Below are 17,289 nucleotides of genomic sequence, written 5' to 3'. Positions count from 1 at the left end.
CTCGCGAAGGACACGTTGATAACCCGGAAATTGTACTTTTCAGCTTACAAGGAGGAGGATATTAATAGATGAAAACCACGAATATGCCCAACATTGGAACGCTGGCGTCCAGCCCGTTCATTCGCCGCCATCCGGCCAACCCCGTGTTGGACGCGGCACGTGTTCCGTATCCCACCGCACTTGTCTTCAATGCAGGCGTCGCTAAGTTTAACGGCCGCTACATCATGGTATTCCGCAATGACTATGGCTCGCTGGAGAAGCAGATCATTGATCCGCATCATACGACAGATCTCGGCATCGCCTTCAGCGACGATGGTATTCACTGGACAGCGGGGCCAAAGCCGATCTTCAAACTGCGCGACGAAGAGATTCTCCGCGCCTATGATCCGCGTCTGACGGTCATTGACGGCCGCTGCTACATGTGCTTCGCGGTAGATACGCGGCACGGCATCCGGGGAGGTATCGCAGTAACGGACGATTTTGAATCCTTTGAAGTATTGAGCATGTCAACGCCAGACTTGCGAAATATGGTGCTATTCCCGGAACGGATCAACGGCAACTACGTCCGGCTGGAACGGCCGTTCACGGTGTATAGCCGCGGCGGAGTGGACCGGTTCGACACCTGGATCTCGGAGTCGCCGGATCTGATATATTGGGGCCGTTCCGAGCTGCTGCTGGCGGTGGAGCAGGTGCCGTTCGCCAATGACAAGATCGGTCCGGCCGCACCGCCCGTGAAGACAGATAAGGGCTGGCTTACTACGTTCCATGCGGTGGATATTGATTCCGCTAGAGGGAAGAACGGCTGGGAGCCGACCTGGAAGAAACGGTATACTGCCGGCATTATGCTGCTCGATCTTGACAATCCGAAGAAGATCCTTGGCATGAGCGCATCGCCCCTGCTTGCGCCTGAGGCACTGTACGAGACGAATGGTGGCTTCCGCAATGATGTCATTTTCCCCGGCGGCATGGTGCTGGAGGAGGATGGAGAAGTGAAAATCTATTACGGGGCCGCCGACACGGTGGAATGCTTGGCTACCGCTCATGTGGACGATCTAATCCGGCTCTGTTTGGAGGGATAAGGATGGGGCAGGCGGAACACTGCATCTTTCCGTCTTCAAATTTGTACAAGAATTGCATGATACCTGCGGTTCGGATTATATCCTGATGTGGAACAAACCAGCCCGTGGTGCATGTGCGGAATTCAACCGCCATGCACCACGGGCTGGCTGGGCTTTGTTTCTCTTTTTTTGTAAGCCTGGCCGATCCATTAAACTCAACAGACTTCTACCTATTAATCAGGTGTTTGTAAGGCGTATAATCAATGCCTTTCTTGTGCAGAAAGTTCATCAGGAATTTGTAATCCCGCTTCGGCGTAGCCACGATGTAACCTTTGATGCAGTGATCCCGGGTTACTTCGTTTGCGCCGGATTCGACGGCGATTTTGCCGATTTCGGCTGCAATGGAGTGTTTGGCGATATCCCGGAACGGTCCTGGAACAGGCTGCACCAGTTCGTCCAGAAATGCTTTGGATTCATCCGTCCACAGCGGGCGGCTTCGCTCTACCCAGTAATTTTGCCAATCGAGCTTCGATTTGCCGTCGGCTTTGGGAAGCACTTTCAGAAACTTGCGGAACATGAAAAATCCGCCGATGCCCATCAGCCCAAGCATGACCCATCCCCAGAAGGCAATGGAGTTCATGAACCATGACGGCGGCGCACTGGACGACAAATAGCCCATGACGGCCCCTGTGCTCTTCATTTGTATATCACCTCAATGATTATTGTCACATGACACTTTCATGAGAATTATAACGCATTTCTAGATTTATTTCGATATACAAGCTAAAATAGGTGTAATTGTGTGTTAAAAAAAGGGGGATACAGCATGTTGAAAATTGGTTCCCACGTGTCGTTTTCGGACAAGGGATTGCTGACTGCGACGGCTGAAGCTACATCATATGGCTCAAGCTCGTTCATGATATATACCGGCGCGCCGCAAAACACGCGCCGCAAGCCGATCGATTCCATGTTTATCGAAGAAGGCAGAGCCGCTATGCAGGAAAGCGGGATTGATGAGATTGTGGTCCATGCGCCATACATTATCAACCTTGGATCGTACAAGCCCAACACGTTTGAGCTGGCGGTAAGCTTTTTGCAAGAGGAGATTCGCCGCACGCATGCGGTCGGCGTGAAGAATATCGTTCTCCATCCGGGTGCATATACCGATAAGGATGCGGAATACGGCATCGACCGAATTGCCGAAGGGCTCAATGAAGTGCTCGGCGGTACGGACGAGACCGAAGTGAAGATTGCGCTGGAGACGATGGCCGGCAAAGGCACCGAGATGGGACGCAGTTTTGAAGAAATTGCTTCCATTATTGATAAGGTGAAGTACAATGACCGTTTGGCCATCTGCCTCGATACCTGCCATATTCATGATGCGGGTTATGATATTGTAAATGATCTGGACGGCGTGCTGGAGCAGTTCGACAAGCTGATCGGACTCGATCGGTTAACGGTCGTGCACGTGAATGACAGCAAGAATCCGCGTGGAGCGGGTAAAGACCGTCATACGCCGATTGGAACCGGATGGATCGGCTATGAAGCCATTCAAAGAGTGGTTCATCACGAGAAGCTACAGGGCAGACCGTTCATTCTGGAGACGCCGTGGATCGGTAAAGATCCGAAAACGCAGCGTCCGATGTATGAGATCGAGATTGCGCTTCTGCGTGGGGATGTGGAAGGCCGTTTCGGGCCAACTTTTGCTCAGCAAGTAGAAGAACTGGGTGCTTTTTTTGCGAAGGAAGGCATTGAATCCCGTTCGTTCGTGCTGGATACCTGGACGCTTCTGAAGAATGATGCCAAAGCCAAAAAGGCGGATCCTCGCGAGCCGATGGAGCGCCTGTATGATATGGTCATGGCAGCAGGCCTGCTGTCCGACCTTTCGGAGGAAGAGATCAATCAGCGCCTGATCGCTTGGTTGTCCGGTGTTTCCCTGACTTCATAAGCTTCATTAAATGGCTTTATATTCAGAATACTAAGGCATTCTCAGGATAACGTCCGCATGTCGCGGCATGTTTTCCTGAGAGGCCGTTAATTGCAGATTCAAAAGGAGGATCACCGAGTCTCATGGAAATTCACATCAAGAAGGATCTGCCCTCTGCGGCAGGTCAGTACCCTAATCGCGCCCGCATGCTGATCTCCTGTCCGGATGGACCGGGAATTGTGGCGGCGGTCTCCCAGTTTCTGTACCAGCATGGCGCCAACATTGTCCAGTCTGATCAATATACGATGGATCCTGCCGGCGGCATGTTTTTTATGCGGGTTGAATTTGATCTGGAGGATTTGAATACGAAGCTTCCCAAGCTGGAGGAGTCCTTCCAGGAAGTTGCCGATCAATTCCGTATGGAATGGAATATCTATCATGCGGTCCGTAAGAAACGACTGGCGATTTTTGTTTCAAAAGAAGATCACTGCCTTGTAGAGCTGTTGTGGCAATGGCAGGCTGGCGATCTGGATGCGGATATCGCACTGGTGGTGAGCAATCACCTAGATATGAAGGAATACGTAGAATCGTTCGGTATCCCGTATCACCACATTCCGGTTACAGCGGATACGAAGCCTCAAGCGGAGCAACGTCAGCTGGATGTGATCGGCGATGATATCGATGTGATTATCCTTGCGCGTTACATGCAGATTATTTCGCCAACCTTTATCGAACATTACCGGAACCGGATTATCAATATTCACCATTCCTTCCTTCCGGCCTTTGTCGGCGGCAAGCCTTATGCGCAAGCTTATAACCGCGGGGTGAAAATTATCGGAGCAACCGCCCATTATGTAACCGAAGAGCTGGATGGCGGACCGATTATTGAGCAGGACGTGCAGCGCGTTAGCCACCGGGACGATGTCAACGAGTTGAAGCGTATTGGCCGTACCATCGAACGCGTGGTGCTTGCAAGAGCCGTCAAATGGCATGTCGAGGATCGGATTCTGGTGCATAACAACAAAACGGTTGTATTCAACTAACGGTTTGCAAGCGGAAGTATAATCAGACGGGAAGACAGCCTGTGTCTGGGTGCAAGTAAGAATATGAGGCTGTATTCGGACGATTCATCATAGATAGTACAATGGAGCAGCCCAACACTTTAACGCTGCAATGGATTACCCCTTGATCCCGCTCCTCTTATTGGAGTGGGATTTTTATTTATAGTTGACTTGGTAAAAAAAGCTGAATCCCCCGGAAATGCTGAAAATACGGTCCAATACAACTTGTTATGGAAGGAAACGTCAAACTTTTCATGAATTCGACTCGTCAATATAGTTGAACTTGTGAAGAGAACCTTTACATACGTCTTCGGAACATATGTGTCATTTTTCATGTGAAAGCAATTTATATGTGGAGAGGGGAATCATCAGTTGTCGTTTTATACAAAAAAAACGTGGATGTTGCTGCCGATGGTGGCGCTGCTGATTGTGGCCACGTTATCCTTGTCGATTCCGGCCGGAAACGTCTACGCCGACGGAGCGAAGATTGGCATTCAATCCGAAATGGGTTATCAAGGCAAGATTAAACATGATAAATGGAATCCGCTCAAACTGACCTTAACCAGTGACCGGGATATATCCGGTGACGTGGTCGTGCAGATTCAGAACTACAATGGCTTCGGATATCAAACTTCCTACGTCCAGCAGGTGGACCTGCCGAAGGATACGCCGAAGGAAGTCGTGATCGGCATTCCAGGGGCCATGCTGAATAAAGATAATAACCAGATCCTCTTCTATGAAGGATCTTATACCAAGGGGAAGCAGATTCCGTTTGCCACAGGTAAAAACTACGTGCAGGCTTCTCCTTATCAAGGCGCACTCATTGCCGTGTTATCGGATGATCCGGATACGATGAATTTCATGAATGTCCTTAACGGCAAGGGCAACAGCGTGAGCGTGTTCCCGCTTAAGAACGCCAGCGTTCCGTCGGATGGAATGCTGCTGAACGGATTGGACGTCATTGTTATCAACAATTTTGCTTCCGATACGCTGTCAGAGCCTCAGCGCAAGGCGATTACAGATTGGGTAAATGGCGGCGGCACCCTGATTCTGGCCGGAGGCGCGGGATATACCAAAACAGCGGCACCGTTTGCCGACATTACGCCGGTAGTTGCGAACGGCACCACCACCGTTAACTCGCTGGCCGAGCTGGAGAAGCTTGGCGGGAAGCCGCTGAAACTGGATGGGGCATTTACTATTTCTACAGCGAAAGCGGTGGAAGGCGCACAAATCGGGATTGAAGCGGATGGACAACCATTGTTTGCCTCGAAGGCCTATGGTCAAGGAAGTGTTCAATATGCGGCCTATGATCTGGCTATGGAACCAGTGAGCTCATGGGCAGGCCATCCGGATGCTTGGGCATCGATATTGCGCAATAACCTTCCCATGATGGGTGCGCAGAATGGCATGTACTACAATTCGCTGATGGACAATTTGAATTACGTTCTGGAATATTTTCCATCACTGAAGATGCCTTCCTTCACGCTGCTGTTGTGGATGCTCATTATTTATGCGGTGGTCGTTGCGCCGCTGCTCTACTATATCTTGAAGAAGGCGGACAAGCGGGAATGGGCTTGGTTCTTGATCCCGATCATTGCCGTCATCGCGAGCGGTTCCGTTTACGTGGTCGGCTCATCGGACAAGACGCGGGAACTCGCACACACCATCAACTTGATTGAACTAAACGGTCAGGGGGATGCGGTTAAATCGACAGCTTCCGCATTCTTCACGCCTAGAAGCGGGAACTATGCCTTGGAATTTCCGGAGAATACGTATTTGAGAACGGCGCAGTCCCGAAACACGTTTGGGGGAATGGGCGAGAATAAGAATTTTGTCCGAGTGGAGCAGGCCTCCACGACGCTGGAGCTTCGCGACATGTCCCAATGGTCATTAGCCAAGGTATGGGTGGACCGTCAAGGAACCGAGGAGATGGGGCGCCTGGGCATGGATTTGAAGCTCGATGCCAAAGGAGAATTAAACGGTAAGGTCACCAATGACACGATTAACGATTTGACCGAGGTTGCACTGGTTATTGGAGGCAAAGCCTATAAGTTGGGAGATATCAAGAAGGGAGAGGCGGCTGCCGTTCCTCAGGACCCGAAACAAATCATCAAGTTTACGGGCGGTGACTTGTCCGGGATGCTGTACCCGTATTCGCAGAATGATCCGAAACAGCGTGAGCGCGATATTTTGTCCCCATACGGATATTCCAACAGAATGGTCAATAGGGATGCTTACATTTTGGGATGGAGCAAGGACCATTTGACGAATTATACGCTGAAAGGCGCTGAGGTGGACAGTGATCAGCTCAATTTCTGGATACAGCCGGTGGAGATGGATTGGGGACTGAACGGGGAGATCAACATTCCTTACGGCTTCCTGTCTCCTGAGATATCGCAGGTGAATGCGCCGATGTTCGGGGTTTACCCTCATGGGGTCGAAATGGGACAGGGCAGCCTGATCGCCGAATTCCCGTTAATATCGGAAGGCAACGTGAAGTATTCGGAATTGTCTATAAAAGGCACTAAATTCAATAACAACGTTACGATGGAGATCTGGAACTCAAAGAAGAGCGAATGGGAGCCTGTTACAGACGTGAACAATGTGCATACCATTACCAAAAATCCGGAGCAATATATCGTGGGGAATCGGATCCGCTTCATGATCACCGCCAAGGATCAGACCAACTTTATGATGCCGGAGCTGTCTGTGAAGGGGGAGGCCACTCCATGATCGAGATTAGAAACCTGAGTAAAAAATACGGAACGTTCCATGCGTTGAAGGACATCAGTCTTCATATCGAAAAAGGGACGGTATTTGGATTTGTCGGCCCGAACGGAGCAGGCAAATCCACGACGATGTCCATATTGGCCACCCTGATGCTGCCAACCTCGGGTGTTGCCAAGGTCGGCGGCTTCGACGTGACCCAGCATCCCAAAGAGGTCCGCAAGCGGATCGGCTACATGCCCGATTTCTTTGGCGTGTATGACCAGCTGAAATCTACCGAATATTTGCATTTTTACGGGGCAAGTTACGGCATTCCGCGCGCCGAGAGGGAGCAGCTCATTCCGCAGCTCCTGGAGCTCGTCAACCTGAGCGACAAAGCGGATACGTACGTCGACAGTCTCTCGCGCGGCATGAAGCAGCGTTTATGCCTTGCCCGGTGTCTGGTGCATGATCCGGACGTATTGATTCTGGATGAGCCGGCTTCGGGGCTGGATCCGCGGGCGCGGATCGAGATGCGTGAAATCTTGAAGGAATTGAAGCTGATGGGCAAGACGATCATCATTTCGTCGCATATTTTGCCTGAGCTGGCGGAGATGGTGGATGAAATCGGGGTAATCGAGCACGGCGAGATGGTTGCCCAAGGCAAGGTGGCTGATATTCAGAGCCGTCTCCGCGTGAAAAAAGTTATCCATATCCGCACGCTCGAGCGTGAAGAGGAACTGGCCGAGAAGCTGCGGGACGAACCCTTTGTCTCGTCGGTATTAACGGATAACACCGGTGTCCATGTTCATTACGGCGGGGATGATGCGCAGCAAAGCGCTCTGCTGCGGCAGGTGGTCTCCTGGGAAATTCCGATTGTCTCGTTTCAGGAAGCACAGAGCAATCTGGAGGATGTATTCCTCGAAATTACCAAAGGGGGACCCCGCGAATGAATTGGAGCAGAAAGCTAATTAATCCGGTCATTGACAAGGAATTTCGGCTGCGGATGCGTTCTACGCGTTCTATGCTGTCGGTGTTATTTTATGTGTTGGCGCTCGGAGCTGTTGCGATGGGCTTCATTTACCTCTTCTTATATTTGGGACAGCGGGGACCTCAGCGATTCGATCCGCAGATGAGCCAAATGATGTTCTATGTGCTGAGTTTTGCTCAGCTTGTCCTCATCGCGTTCATGGCGCCTGCTCTTACCGCCGGCGTCATCAGCAGCGAGCGGGAGAAGCAAACGCTGAGCATGCTGCTGACGACGCAGCAGAGCTCGGCCACGATTGTGCTGAGCAAGCTGGTGTCGGCACTCAGCTTCATGACACTGATCGTGCTGGCCACCCTGCCGGTATACAGCATTGTTTTCCTGTATGGGGGGATTTCGCCGAAACAGCTCATATCCGTTTTTGTTTTTTATTTATTCGTCATGCTGCTGCTCGGTTCGCTTGGCGTGATGTTCTCGACTTTATTCAAAAGAACCATCGTCGCGATTATTGTCACCTACGGTGCGGGACTTATGATCTTCCTTATAACAGGACTGCTGTATTTGTTCTTCATGGGGATTGAACAGCGGAATATGTATCAAAGCGGGCAGGCGCCTACGCCGGGCAGCTATTCCTGGGTCGGATATTTGCTGGGCTTGAATCCGGCAGGGGCGATGATGAGTTTGTTTAACCCGTCCTTCTCAAAAGACGTATTCCTGCTGCACGGCGGGAGTTTGAACAGCAAGGCTCCCATTGAATTGTGGCTGGAATTTTTCATCGTCTATTCGGTTGTGATCGTTCTCGCCCTGTGGGTTGCCATACGGAAAATACGTCCTATCGCAAGGCGGAAACGTAAGGATAAGAACGAAGTAAAGCTCTCGCAAGAACCGGAAATGACGCGGGACGAAGCGTAAAAGCATAAGAGTACGGTAAGGAGGAAGAGCAATGGACAACATCATGCGTTTTATCGAAGCTGCGAGACGGCGGCTGCAGCGATTTCGCGTCATAACGTATGTTTTATACGGACTGATGGCAGGGTTTGCCGCGCTGCTGCTGCTCCTGGTGCTGGGGAGATTCTTACCCATAGCCTGGCTTCCCGTCGCATCCGTGGCCGTTCCTGTCGGAGCCGGCTTCGTAGGCTTGTTATGGGGATGGCTGCACCGGGTTCCGATCGAAGAGGCCGCTTCAGCGATGGATCATGTTCCGGACGGAGCGGAGCGAAGCGACATGATGGTGACGGCACTATCGTTCAAAGAAGAGGAATCGCAGGCCGCTAAATGGCAGCGTGAGCAGGCGGAACGCTATGGCGCGCGTTTTGCGGAGCAATTGCCGGAGCGTCTTCCTTACCCTAATCGAAAAAGACATCTTTTGATCTGTGGCGCTTCGCTGGCTGCCGTGCTCATCCTTGTTTTTGTTCCGAACCCGATGGACAAGAAGGTGGAAGCGGCAAAAGAGGCGCAGAGCTGGATGAAGGAGCAGGCAGCCAAAACCGAAAAGCTTGCGGAGGAACTCCAGAAAGAAACGATCGATCCTGCTGACAGGAAGAAGCTGCAGGAGAAGCTGGATGCTTTGAAAAAAGCGCTGGACCGTGAGAAACATCCCGAGCAAGCGCTGGAGAAGCTGGAAGAAGCGATGAAAGAGCTTGAAAAAATGGCGAAACAGCAGGAGGAAAAAGCGAAGGCATTGTCTGAGCTGGCCCAAAAAATGCAGCAGCAGAAGGCGTTGTCCCAGGTAGGGAAAAAGCTTGCCGAAGGCATGGCCGATGAGCTAAAGCAGGAAATGAAGAAACTCACCGAGCAGGTGAAAAAGATGTCCCAGGAAGAGAAGAACGAGCTGTCCGATGCGTTGAAAAAGTTGGCTGAGGAAGCTGCCAAGCAGCTGGAGGACGGGAAGCTGGAGCAAGAGCTCAAGAAAGCAGCCGACTCGCTGAAGGAAGGCAAGCTGCCGAAGGAGCTGGAAGAAGCGCTCCAGCAGCTGGCCGAGGAGCTGGCTAAAGCGGCGCAAGCCAAAGCCGCGTCGGACAGTCAGTCGCAATCCGCCGCTTCGCTGGCGTCCTCCCTTGCTTCGCAAGGACTGAGCTTGGCCGATCAGATGACGGCTGCCGGGATGTCGGTATCCGATGCCTGGAGTAACGGCGGTAGTGCCGAGGCGTTGGCGCAGGCGGGATCCGGGGAAGGCTCGGGAGAAGGAGGCGAAGGCTCGGAGGGAAGCTCCGGGGAAGGCGGCTCCGGGGCCGGTGAAGGTCAAGGCGCCGGCAGTGGGTCCGGTTCGGGGAGCGGCTCCGGATCAGGAGCAGGCTCCGGCTCAGGTGGCAGCGGAGGATCGGGAAGCGGGACCGGCAGCGGAGCCGGCTTTGGCTCTGGCGGTCGCGAGCTTGTGACGATCCCTCGGGATTACAAGGGCAGCGGCAATGTGCAGAACGATTCCGGCGAGATCAAGGGCAGTGGCGGTGATATTCAGAAGGGCGGCGTTTCACCGACCGTTCCGGGCATGTCCAGGCCTTATGAGGAAGTGTACCGTGATTATGAGACAGAAGCGCGCAAAACATTAGATCGCAATCAGCTGCCTGACCAAATGCAAGGGTTGGTTGAGGAATATTTCATACAGATCAATCCGAATCCGTAAGGGATCGAAGAACCGATCACGGAAGCTAGAATGAGTATTTGAACTTTACCAAGAAGATGGAGGTTTCGTCCATGTCGGATATTGCAGTGAGACCACAGGAATGGATGGAGAAAATATCAGGCCTGCGGGAACATATCGGCAAGGTGATTGTCGGGCAGCAGGATGTTGTGGAGCAGATGCTCTGGTGTATTTTTGCAGGAGGGCACGCCCTCCTGGAGGGGATTCCGGGTCTCGGTAAAACGATGCTCGTTCGCACGGTGTCGGAAGCGTTGGAATTGTCCTTTTCCCGTATTCAATTCACGCCGGATTTGATGCCAAGCGATATAACGGGCACCAACATTTTGTCGTTCGGGCAGCATGGAGACACCGGAATGACCTTTCAAAAGGGTCCGCTGTTCAGCAGCATCGTGCTTGCCGACGAGATCAACCGGGCCACGCCCAAAACCCAAAGTGCCTTGCTGGAGGCCATGCAGGAGAAGACCGTCACGGTGGGTGGAGTAACCCATCAGCTGCCAAAACCTTTCTTTGTTCTGGCGACGCAAAACCCGCTGGAAAACGAGGGGACGTATCCATTGCCGGAGGCGCAGCTTGACCGCTTTCTGCTAAAGATCGAAGTATCGTATCCGAGTGCGGATGAACTGAAGGAAATCGTGAAGCGGACGACGTCCTCCCACGAATTCCAGGTGGAACGGCAAATGACCGGAGACGAGCTGCTGGAAATTCAGCGCGGAGCCCGGGAAGTGCTGGTTGCCGAGGAGATTTTGGACTATGCGGTTCGTCTGCTCATGATGACGCATCCGGAAGAGGCAGCTGCCCCGGAGGCGGTACGAAAATACGTCCAGTTCGGTTCCGGACCGCGGGGTATTCAGTCCATCATATCAGTGAGCAAGGTCCGTGCATTGTGCAGCGGGCGGATGCATGTATCGACAGGGGATATTCGCGCCGTAGCTTTATCTGCGCTGCGCCACCGTTTGTTCCTGAATTTCGAGGGGCAGGCGCTAGGCATTACGACAGACCAAGTTATTCAGGAGGTTCTGCAAGCGCTGGAGGCATCCGCGTGAGCGGGGGCGGGCACTTGCTTCCTCCGGAATGGCTTCCGCGTCTGGAACGATTGAGTCTCGATGCCAAGCGACGGGTTGCCGGAACGCTGCAGGGAAAGAGACGATCCCGCCGGCTTGGTTCATCCCTCGAGTTCGCCGATTACCGAGTATATTCGCCCGGGGATGATGTCCGCAGGTTTGACTGGGGCGTCTATTCTCGTACGGGAAAAGCATTCGTGCGTCAATTCATGGACGAGCAGGAGCTGACGGTCAGCCTATTCGTGGATTGCTCGGCATCGATGGGGGCCGTCATGTCATCGTCATCCGAACTATCCGCTGCGGATCCGGTAGGAACGAAGGGAAGCCCGAAATGGCTGCTCGCACGTCAACTCGCCGCAAGCATCGGCTACATGGCATTGTCCTCCTACGACAGGCTGCAGGTCGCCTGTTACAGCCGTTCGATTAATGCTCGTCTTCCGATCATGAGAGGAAAGGGCTCGGCCCATCGCCTGTTTTCGTTCCTGCAAGGGGCAGAAACGGGAGGTGAGGGAAGTTTGGGCGCCGCGCTTGCGGTTCCTGGCGCACTACCCCGGCAGCCGGGAATGACCTGGGTGTTCTCCGATTTTTGGCTGGAGGGCGGCGAGGAGGAATTGTTCAGGGCGCTTTCCCTTCTGTCTGGTACCGGACAGGAAGTGGTGCTGGTGCATGTTTTGTCGAGGGAAGAACTGGAGCCTAAATTGACCGGCGATTTGCGATTGGTCGACAGCGAAACGATGAGCGGCAAGGAAGTGGCGTTGACGGGTAAAGTACTCGATGCTTACAAAGAGGAGCTGGAGCGGTATCGGACGATGCTGTCCCGCGTGTGTGCGGAGCGGGGAATGTCTTACGTGCTTATTCCGGCAGACATGCCGCTTACGGATGCGATGTTCGGGGTACTGGCAGGAGCAGGTCTGGTCACTGGATAGACAAGCCTCATACAGGACGCAGTGTTCCAAGCATCTGCCGGACTTCATACGCTTTGGGAAGCTTGTAGACAGGGTAACACCGGTAAATATACACACTATGAAATGCAGGCTTCACGAGCACCTGTCGTTTAGAACAAATAAGAAGAGAACTCATTCAAATAGGAAAAGATGGACGAGCCTTCATCCGATGCTTTGAGAAAACATCCAAGTCGTGTTAGTCAGGGTCCACGGGAGTAAGGAGGGGACACGTTGGGGATTCAATCTTGGCTGAGCCTATGGTTCGGTTTAACGCTGCCGGCCATCGTGCTTATGTATATGTTCAAACGAAAATATGTGGATACAACCGTTCCCAGCCACTTGCTGTGGGAGCGGGTGCTTCGGAACCTGGAGGCCAACAGGCCGTGGCAGAAGCTGCAGAACCGGCTTCTGCTGTGGCTCCAGCTGCTTGCTGCTGCGCTGATGGTCTTCGCACTGATGCAGCCTTTTATGCAGGTGTCTGGCGGAGGCAGCGCCCATGTGGTCATCGTTGCCGATACCTCGGGCAGCATGAGCACGCAGATTCAGCCTTCGGCAGAAGGCGAAGCCGCATCCAGGCTGCAAATGATGCAGGAACGAATTAAGGAGTACGTGAAGGACCAAGGGAGACGGAGCGAGATTACCCTCCTGTCCGTGGGAGCAAGTCCCACGACGCTGGTCTCCCATGAAGGCGACCGCGCCGCCATCGATAAGGCCGTGGATGGGTTGCGGCCCTATTACGGCCAGGCATCCTACAGGGAAACCTTATCGCTTGCTTCCGCTCTGACACGGGAAGAGCGTGATGCAGAGGTCGTTATTTTTACGGACAGCTACTGGAAGCAGGATACCGCTCCCATAACGTTTCAGGTTCCGGTATCCGTAGAGAAGGTACAGGGGGAGCTCCCTCTTAACGTTTCCATCGACCAATTTGGCATTTCACCTAAGGGTGAAACAGGTTCATCCTATGGGGCGGTCGCTGTCCTCAGCACGAATGCCAAGGAAGCGATGTCGGCCGAAGTGAATCTTTACGGGGATGAACAGCTGCTGGCCAGCAAGGTGTTGAATCTTACGCCGGGGAAGAAATTAACCGAATCCTTTGCCGATCTCCCGTTTGCGGAGGTGTATCGGCTTGAGTTATCCCAGGATGACGGGTATGCGGCAGACAATTATTCCTTTGCATTCGGTTTGGGTCACGGATCTTCGCGCGTACTTCTGCTGACTTCGGGCAATTTGTTCCTGGAGAAGGCCTTGCAGCTAAGCGGAGCCGAAGTCACCCGGGTTGCCTGGGATGGCTCCGAAGACAAGAAGGGTGAGGATCCAGGCGGCAAGGATCAAAATACGGACAAGGGCAGCGCAGCATCGGATGTACCGCCCGTACCCGATGGCGAATTTGATCTGCTCGTCGTAGACGGGAGCATGCCGGAAGGGTTCAAGCAAGGGAAGTGGGCGGAACTGGCCGCCAAAACGGCGCTCTGGACGATCGGCGGAGAAGGTGCCAAAGTTGGAAGCCAAGGAGGACGCGCCGTGCTTGCGAAGCATCCGGTGACCGCCTATGTAACCTTATCGGGCGTCTATTTCGGTACGCTGGTAGATCAGGCTCCTGCTTGGGGGGAACCTGTAGCCAAACTGGGAGATCAACCCATCGTCTATGCGGGAAGCGAAAACGGGCGACCGCGGTTGTCGTTTAATTTCCTGCTTCAGGATAGCGATCTTCCGTTATCGCCGGAATTCCCGGTCATGGTCAGCAATGCACTGGAGTGGATGACCTCGGGCAAGGGAAGCGGTCTTGGCCGATATATGGCGGGCGCGCAAGCGGATATACCGATTGCGGCGGATACGGTAGCGGCAAAATGGGTACCCAAGAGCGGTCTTGCTCTTGCTGACGGCCTTCCTGCTGCGGAAGCCCTCCGGAACGAGCAAGGGATATCGCCGGTACAGCTCGTACCGGAATATCCGGGGCTGTACGCTTTTGAACAGCAGAATGAAGCGGGCGAGAAGCTTAAGTTTTGGCTGGCCGTAACGGCAGACCCGTACGAGGCAGATTGGAGCAACGATCAGGGCCCGGTCGTGAGTCAAACGTCACCGAATTCGGATGATACGGCAACTGGTGAACATGCCGGGACGTCTGGGCACAGCGAGACGGCAAGCGATACCGGTTCGTTAATGCCGTGGCTGGCGGCCTTGGCACTTGCTGTAATCGCAGCGGAATGGGGGGTGTACCAGCGTGGGCGTTCAATTTAGCCAACCATGGTTGTTGCTGCTGTTGATCCCGGCAGGGGTCTTTCTCTATTACGCATACAAATCGGATTTTCGGCTCAGCGGTTTTCGCAAGAAATTGGCTTTATTCTTTAGAACCTGCGTCATTCTGTTATTGATTCTTATGATTTCGGGTCTGCACGGTTATACCGTCTTGCGGGATAAACAGGTCGTGTACCTGGCGGACCGTTCCGACAGTATGGGGGATTCGGCCCGGATCACGAACTGGATTAATGATTCCCTTGCGGCAAAAGGCGAGAAGGATGGCACCGCTGTTGTTTCTACAGGTCTTGAGGGCGCGGTGGAGCGACGTTTATCCTCTACGGAGAAAGCAGGAGCCTCTTTAAATGCGCTGCTGGAGCAGCAGTTTACGGGGCTGGAGTCTGGTCTTCAGCTCGCGGGAAGCCTGTTCGAGGGCAACAGCGATTCTAGAATCGTGTTGATCTCGGACGGGGAAGAGAATGTGGGTAGCATGGCAGCGGCCGGAAGGCTGCTGAAGGATCGGGGCATTGCAGTTGATGTGCTTCCGACTCCGAAGCAGGCTATCCGTGACGTTGCGGTGGAGGAACTGAAGGTACCGGATAAGCTGTATCAAGCGGAGTCTTTCTATGTGGAGGTTATGATCCGCAGCACGTTTAAGACCTCCGGTGAATTGCGCATTTACGAGGACAACCGTGAGATCGGCCGGGAACGCGTCGACGTAACCCCGGGCGAGAACCGGTATGCCGTAAAAGGCCTGGCTAAGAGCCCGGGACTTCACCGCTACCGTGCCGAAATTTTCATGGACGGGGATGAGGCATCCGCTAATAATGCAGCGTTCGATTTCACCCGGGTGGAAGGTCCTCCCAACGTCCTGATCGTGGAAGGAACCCCGGGAATGTCGAGTAATATCACGGCAGCACTCGAGTCCGGCATGATCGGCACCGAAGTGATTCCGCCGGAGCTGCTTCCGCTGGAAGCGGCCAAATATGCCGTGTACGACAGCATCATCTTTAATAACGTCTCGGGCAGTGACGTCGGCGGCAAGCAGATGGAACTGATCGAGCAGGCGGTCCGAAGCTTCGGCATCGGGTTTATGATGGCGGGCGGCGAGGATAGCTTCGGGATGGGCGGATATTTTAAAACCCCGATTGAAAAAGCACTGCCGGTCTCGATGGAGCTCGAAGGCAAGCGGGAGATTCCATCGCTTGGTCTCATCCTCGTCATCGACCGTTCGGGGAGCATGGATGGCAATAAGATCGAATTGGCCAAAGAATCGGCTATGCGCACGGTGGAACTGCTGAGAGCCAAGGATACGGTCGGCGTCGTCGCCTTTGACGATCAGCCGTGGTGGGTCGTTCCGCCGCAGAAGCTCGGGGACAAGGAAGAGGTGCTCAGCAGCATCCAGTCGATTCCGAGCGCCGGAGGGACCAACATCTATCCTGCCGTTTCCTCCGCACTTGAAGAAATGCTGAAGATTAACGCCCAGCGCAGACATATCATTCTGATGACCGACGGACAATCGGCCATGAATTCCGGTTATCAGGATCTGACCGATACGATGGTGGAGAACAAAATTACGATGTCTTCGGTGGCGGTCGGGATGGATGCCGATACGAACCTTCTTCAATCCTTGGCGGATGCGGCCAAAGGCCGTTATTACTTCGTTGAGGATGAAACGACGCTGCCGGCCGTATTCAGCCGGGAGGCCGTGATGCTGGCCAAATCCTATATCGTGGATAAACCCTTTATCCCGGCCGTTCAGAATGCGGGCGATTGGGCGAGTCTATTCCAGCAGGGCGTACCGGGGCTATATGGTTATGTAGCAACAACGCCGAAGTCTTCCGCCCAGACGGTTCTGTCCAGTCCGGAGCCGGACCCGATCCTGTCGCGCTGGCAATACGGATCCGGACGAACGGTGGCATGGACGAGCGATTTAAGCGGAAAGTGGTCCAAGGAATGGGTATCGTGGTCCGGCTTCGCCAACACGTTGACGGAAATCGTGAAGTGGACGTTCCCGCAGTTTACGTCGTCGCCCTATGAAGTGACTACCGAAACGGCCGGCAACCAAGTCAAACTCCAAGTTATGGCAGAGGGCGAGAATCCGCCGGAGAAGCTGAATGCGGTAATCGGAGACGATGAAGCCGGCGAGCAGACGGTGGAGCTTATCCAGGAAGCTCCCGGCCGTTATACGGGACTCGTCAACGTTACTAAGCCGGGAGCATTCCTTATGTCGCTTGAGGATGCCAGCGGGGAAGAAGCGCTGCAGGCGGCGCCAGGCACCGGTTTTGTTGTGCCGTATTCGCCGGAATACCGGCTATCTTCCGGCAGCGGAGAGGAAGCCATGAAGCGGCTGGCCGAGGCGACCGGAGGCCGCGTGTTATCCTGGGACAACCCGGCCGAAGTGTTTGACCGGCAGGCGACCTCGCGGATGAATCTCCATGATTGGAGCTATCCGCTGCTGGCGGCGGCCCTGCTGTTGTGGGTCGCCGACATCGCCGTGCGGCGCCTGGCTCTGCCATGGGGCGCCATCGGCGCAAGGCTGGCCGCCCTGCTCCGCAGGCGGCCGGCACCTGCCGGCGAGGCCGCGCGTGACGCCGGCCTCGAGCGGCTGGCGGCGCGCAAAGCCCGCGCCGCCGATTTCTACGGCGGCAGCTCCGCGAAGCCGCCGCCG

12 protein-coding genes are annotated in these 17,289 nt (G+C 54.1%); 11 read left to right on the top strand and 1 reads right to left on the bottom strand.

From position 1 onward, the window contains the following. Positions 1-68 precede the first annotated feature (68 nt). A complete protein-coding gene (locus CRG97_RS26725) occupies positions 69-1,079 on the top strand; it encodes a glycoside hydrolase family 130 protein (RefSeq protein WP_098748694.1) in 1,011 nt (336 codons plus the stop codon). A 205-nt stretch (positions 1,080-1,284) separates the two neighbouring features. Here CRG97_RS26725 and CRG97_RS26720 read toward each other — a convergent pair whose 3' ends face one another. Next, positions 1,285-1,758 (bottom strand): DUF2621 domain-containing protein, encoded by a 474-nt coding sequence (locus CRG97_RS26720; protein ID WP_098748693.1) that lies wholly within the window; start codon positions 1,756-1,758, stop codon positions 1,285-1,287. A 126-nt stretch (positions 1,759-1,884) separates the two neighbouring features. Here CRG97_RS26720 and CRG97_RS26715 point away from each other — a divergent pair, with 126 nt between their 5' ends. From CRG97_RS26715 to CRG97_RS26670, 10 genes are all read left to right on the top strand, one after another. After that, the gene (locus tag CRG97_RS26715) at positions 1,885-3,006 is read left to right on the top strand and encodes a deoxyribonuclease IV (RefSeq protein WP_098748692.1); all 1,122 of its coding nucleotides are present in this window, start codon (positions 1,885-1,887) and stop codon (positions 3,004-3,006) included. 122 nt (positions 3,007-3,128) lie between these two features. Continuing rightward, a complete protein-coding gene (gene purU, locus CRG97_RS26710; protein ID WP_098748691.1) occupies positions 3,129-4,028 on the top strand; it encodes a formyltetrahydrofolate deformylase in 900 nt (299 codons plus the stop codon). Positions 4,029-4,418: 390 nt separating this feature from the next. Then, positions 4,419-6,779, top strand: a complete 2,361-nt coding sequence (locus tag CRG97_RS26705; protein ID WP_098748690.1) for a DUF7408 domain-containing protein — start codon at positions 4,419-4,421, stop codon at positions 6,777-6,779. Further along, positions 6,776-7,705, top strand: a complete 930-nt coding sequence (locus CRG97_RS26700) for an ABC transporter ATP-binding protein (RefSeq protein ID WP_076324640.1) — start codon at positions 6,776-6,778, stop codon at positions 7,703-7,705. The genes CRG97_RS26705 and CRG97_RS26700 overlap by 4 nt, the downstream gene beginning before the upstream one ends. Further along, on the top strand, positions 7,702-8,649 hold the full coding sequence (locus CRG97_RS26695; RefSeq protein ID WP_098748689.1) for an ABC transporter permease: 948 nt from the start codon (positions 7,702-7,704) through the stop codon (positions 8,647-8,649). The genes CRG97_RS26700 and CRG97_RS26695 overlap by 4 nt, the downstream gene beginning before the upstream one ends. Before the next feature lie 31 nt (positions 8,650-8,680). After that, positions 8,681-10,360 carry a phage tail tape measure protein gene (locus tag CRG97_RS26690; protein WP_098748688.1) on the top strand — a complete coding sequence of 560 codons (1,680 nt, stop codon included), beginning with the start codon at positions 8,681-8,683 and terminating at the stop codon, positions 10,358-10,360. Positions 10,361-10,431: 71 nt separating this feature from the next. Further along, a complete protein-coding gene (locus CRG97_RS26685) occupies positions 10,432-11,421 on the top strand; it encodes an AAA family ATPase (RefSeq protein WP_098748687.1) in 990 nt (329 codons plus the stop codon). Beyond that, positions 11,418-12,365 carry a DUF58 domain-containing protein gene (locus tag CRG97_RS26680; RefSeq protein ID WP_098748686.1) on the top strand — a complete coding sequence of 316 codons (948 nt, stop codon included), beginning with the start codon at positions 11,418-11,420 and terminating at the stop codon, positions 12,363-12,365. Before CRG97_RS26685 ends, CRG97_RS26680 begins: the two co-directional genes overlap by 4 nt. Positions 12,366-12,614: 249 nt before the next feature. Then, the gene (locus CRG97_RS26675; RefSeq protein ID WP_098748685.1) at positions 12,615-14,621 is read left to right on the top strand and encodes a vWA domain-containing protein; all 2,007 of its coding nucleotides are present in this window, start codon (positions 12,615-12,617) and stop codon (positions 14,619-14,621) included. Beyond that, on the top strand, positions 14,605-17,289 hold a 2,685-nt coding region (locus CRG97_RS26670; protein ID WP_098748684.1), incomplete at its 3' end, for a VWA domain-containing protein. The genes CRG97_RS26675 and CRG97_RS26670, both read left to right, overlap by 17 nt.

Source organism: Paenibacillus sp. EZ-K15 (assembly GCF_002573715.1).
In the GTDB taxonomy this organism is placed as follows: Bacteria; Bacillota; Bacilli; order Paenibacillales; family Paenibacillaceae; genus Paenibacillus_AQ.
The sequence above is the reverse complement of the archived record's forward strand: the minus strand, read 5'-3'. Positions and strand labels throughout refer to the sequence as shown.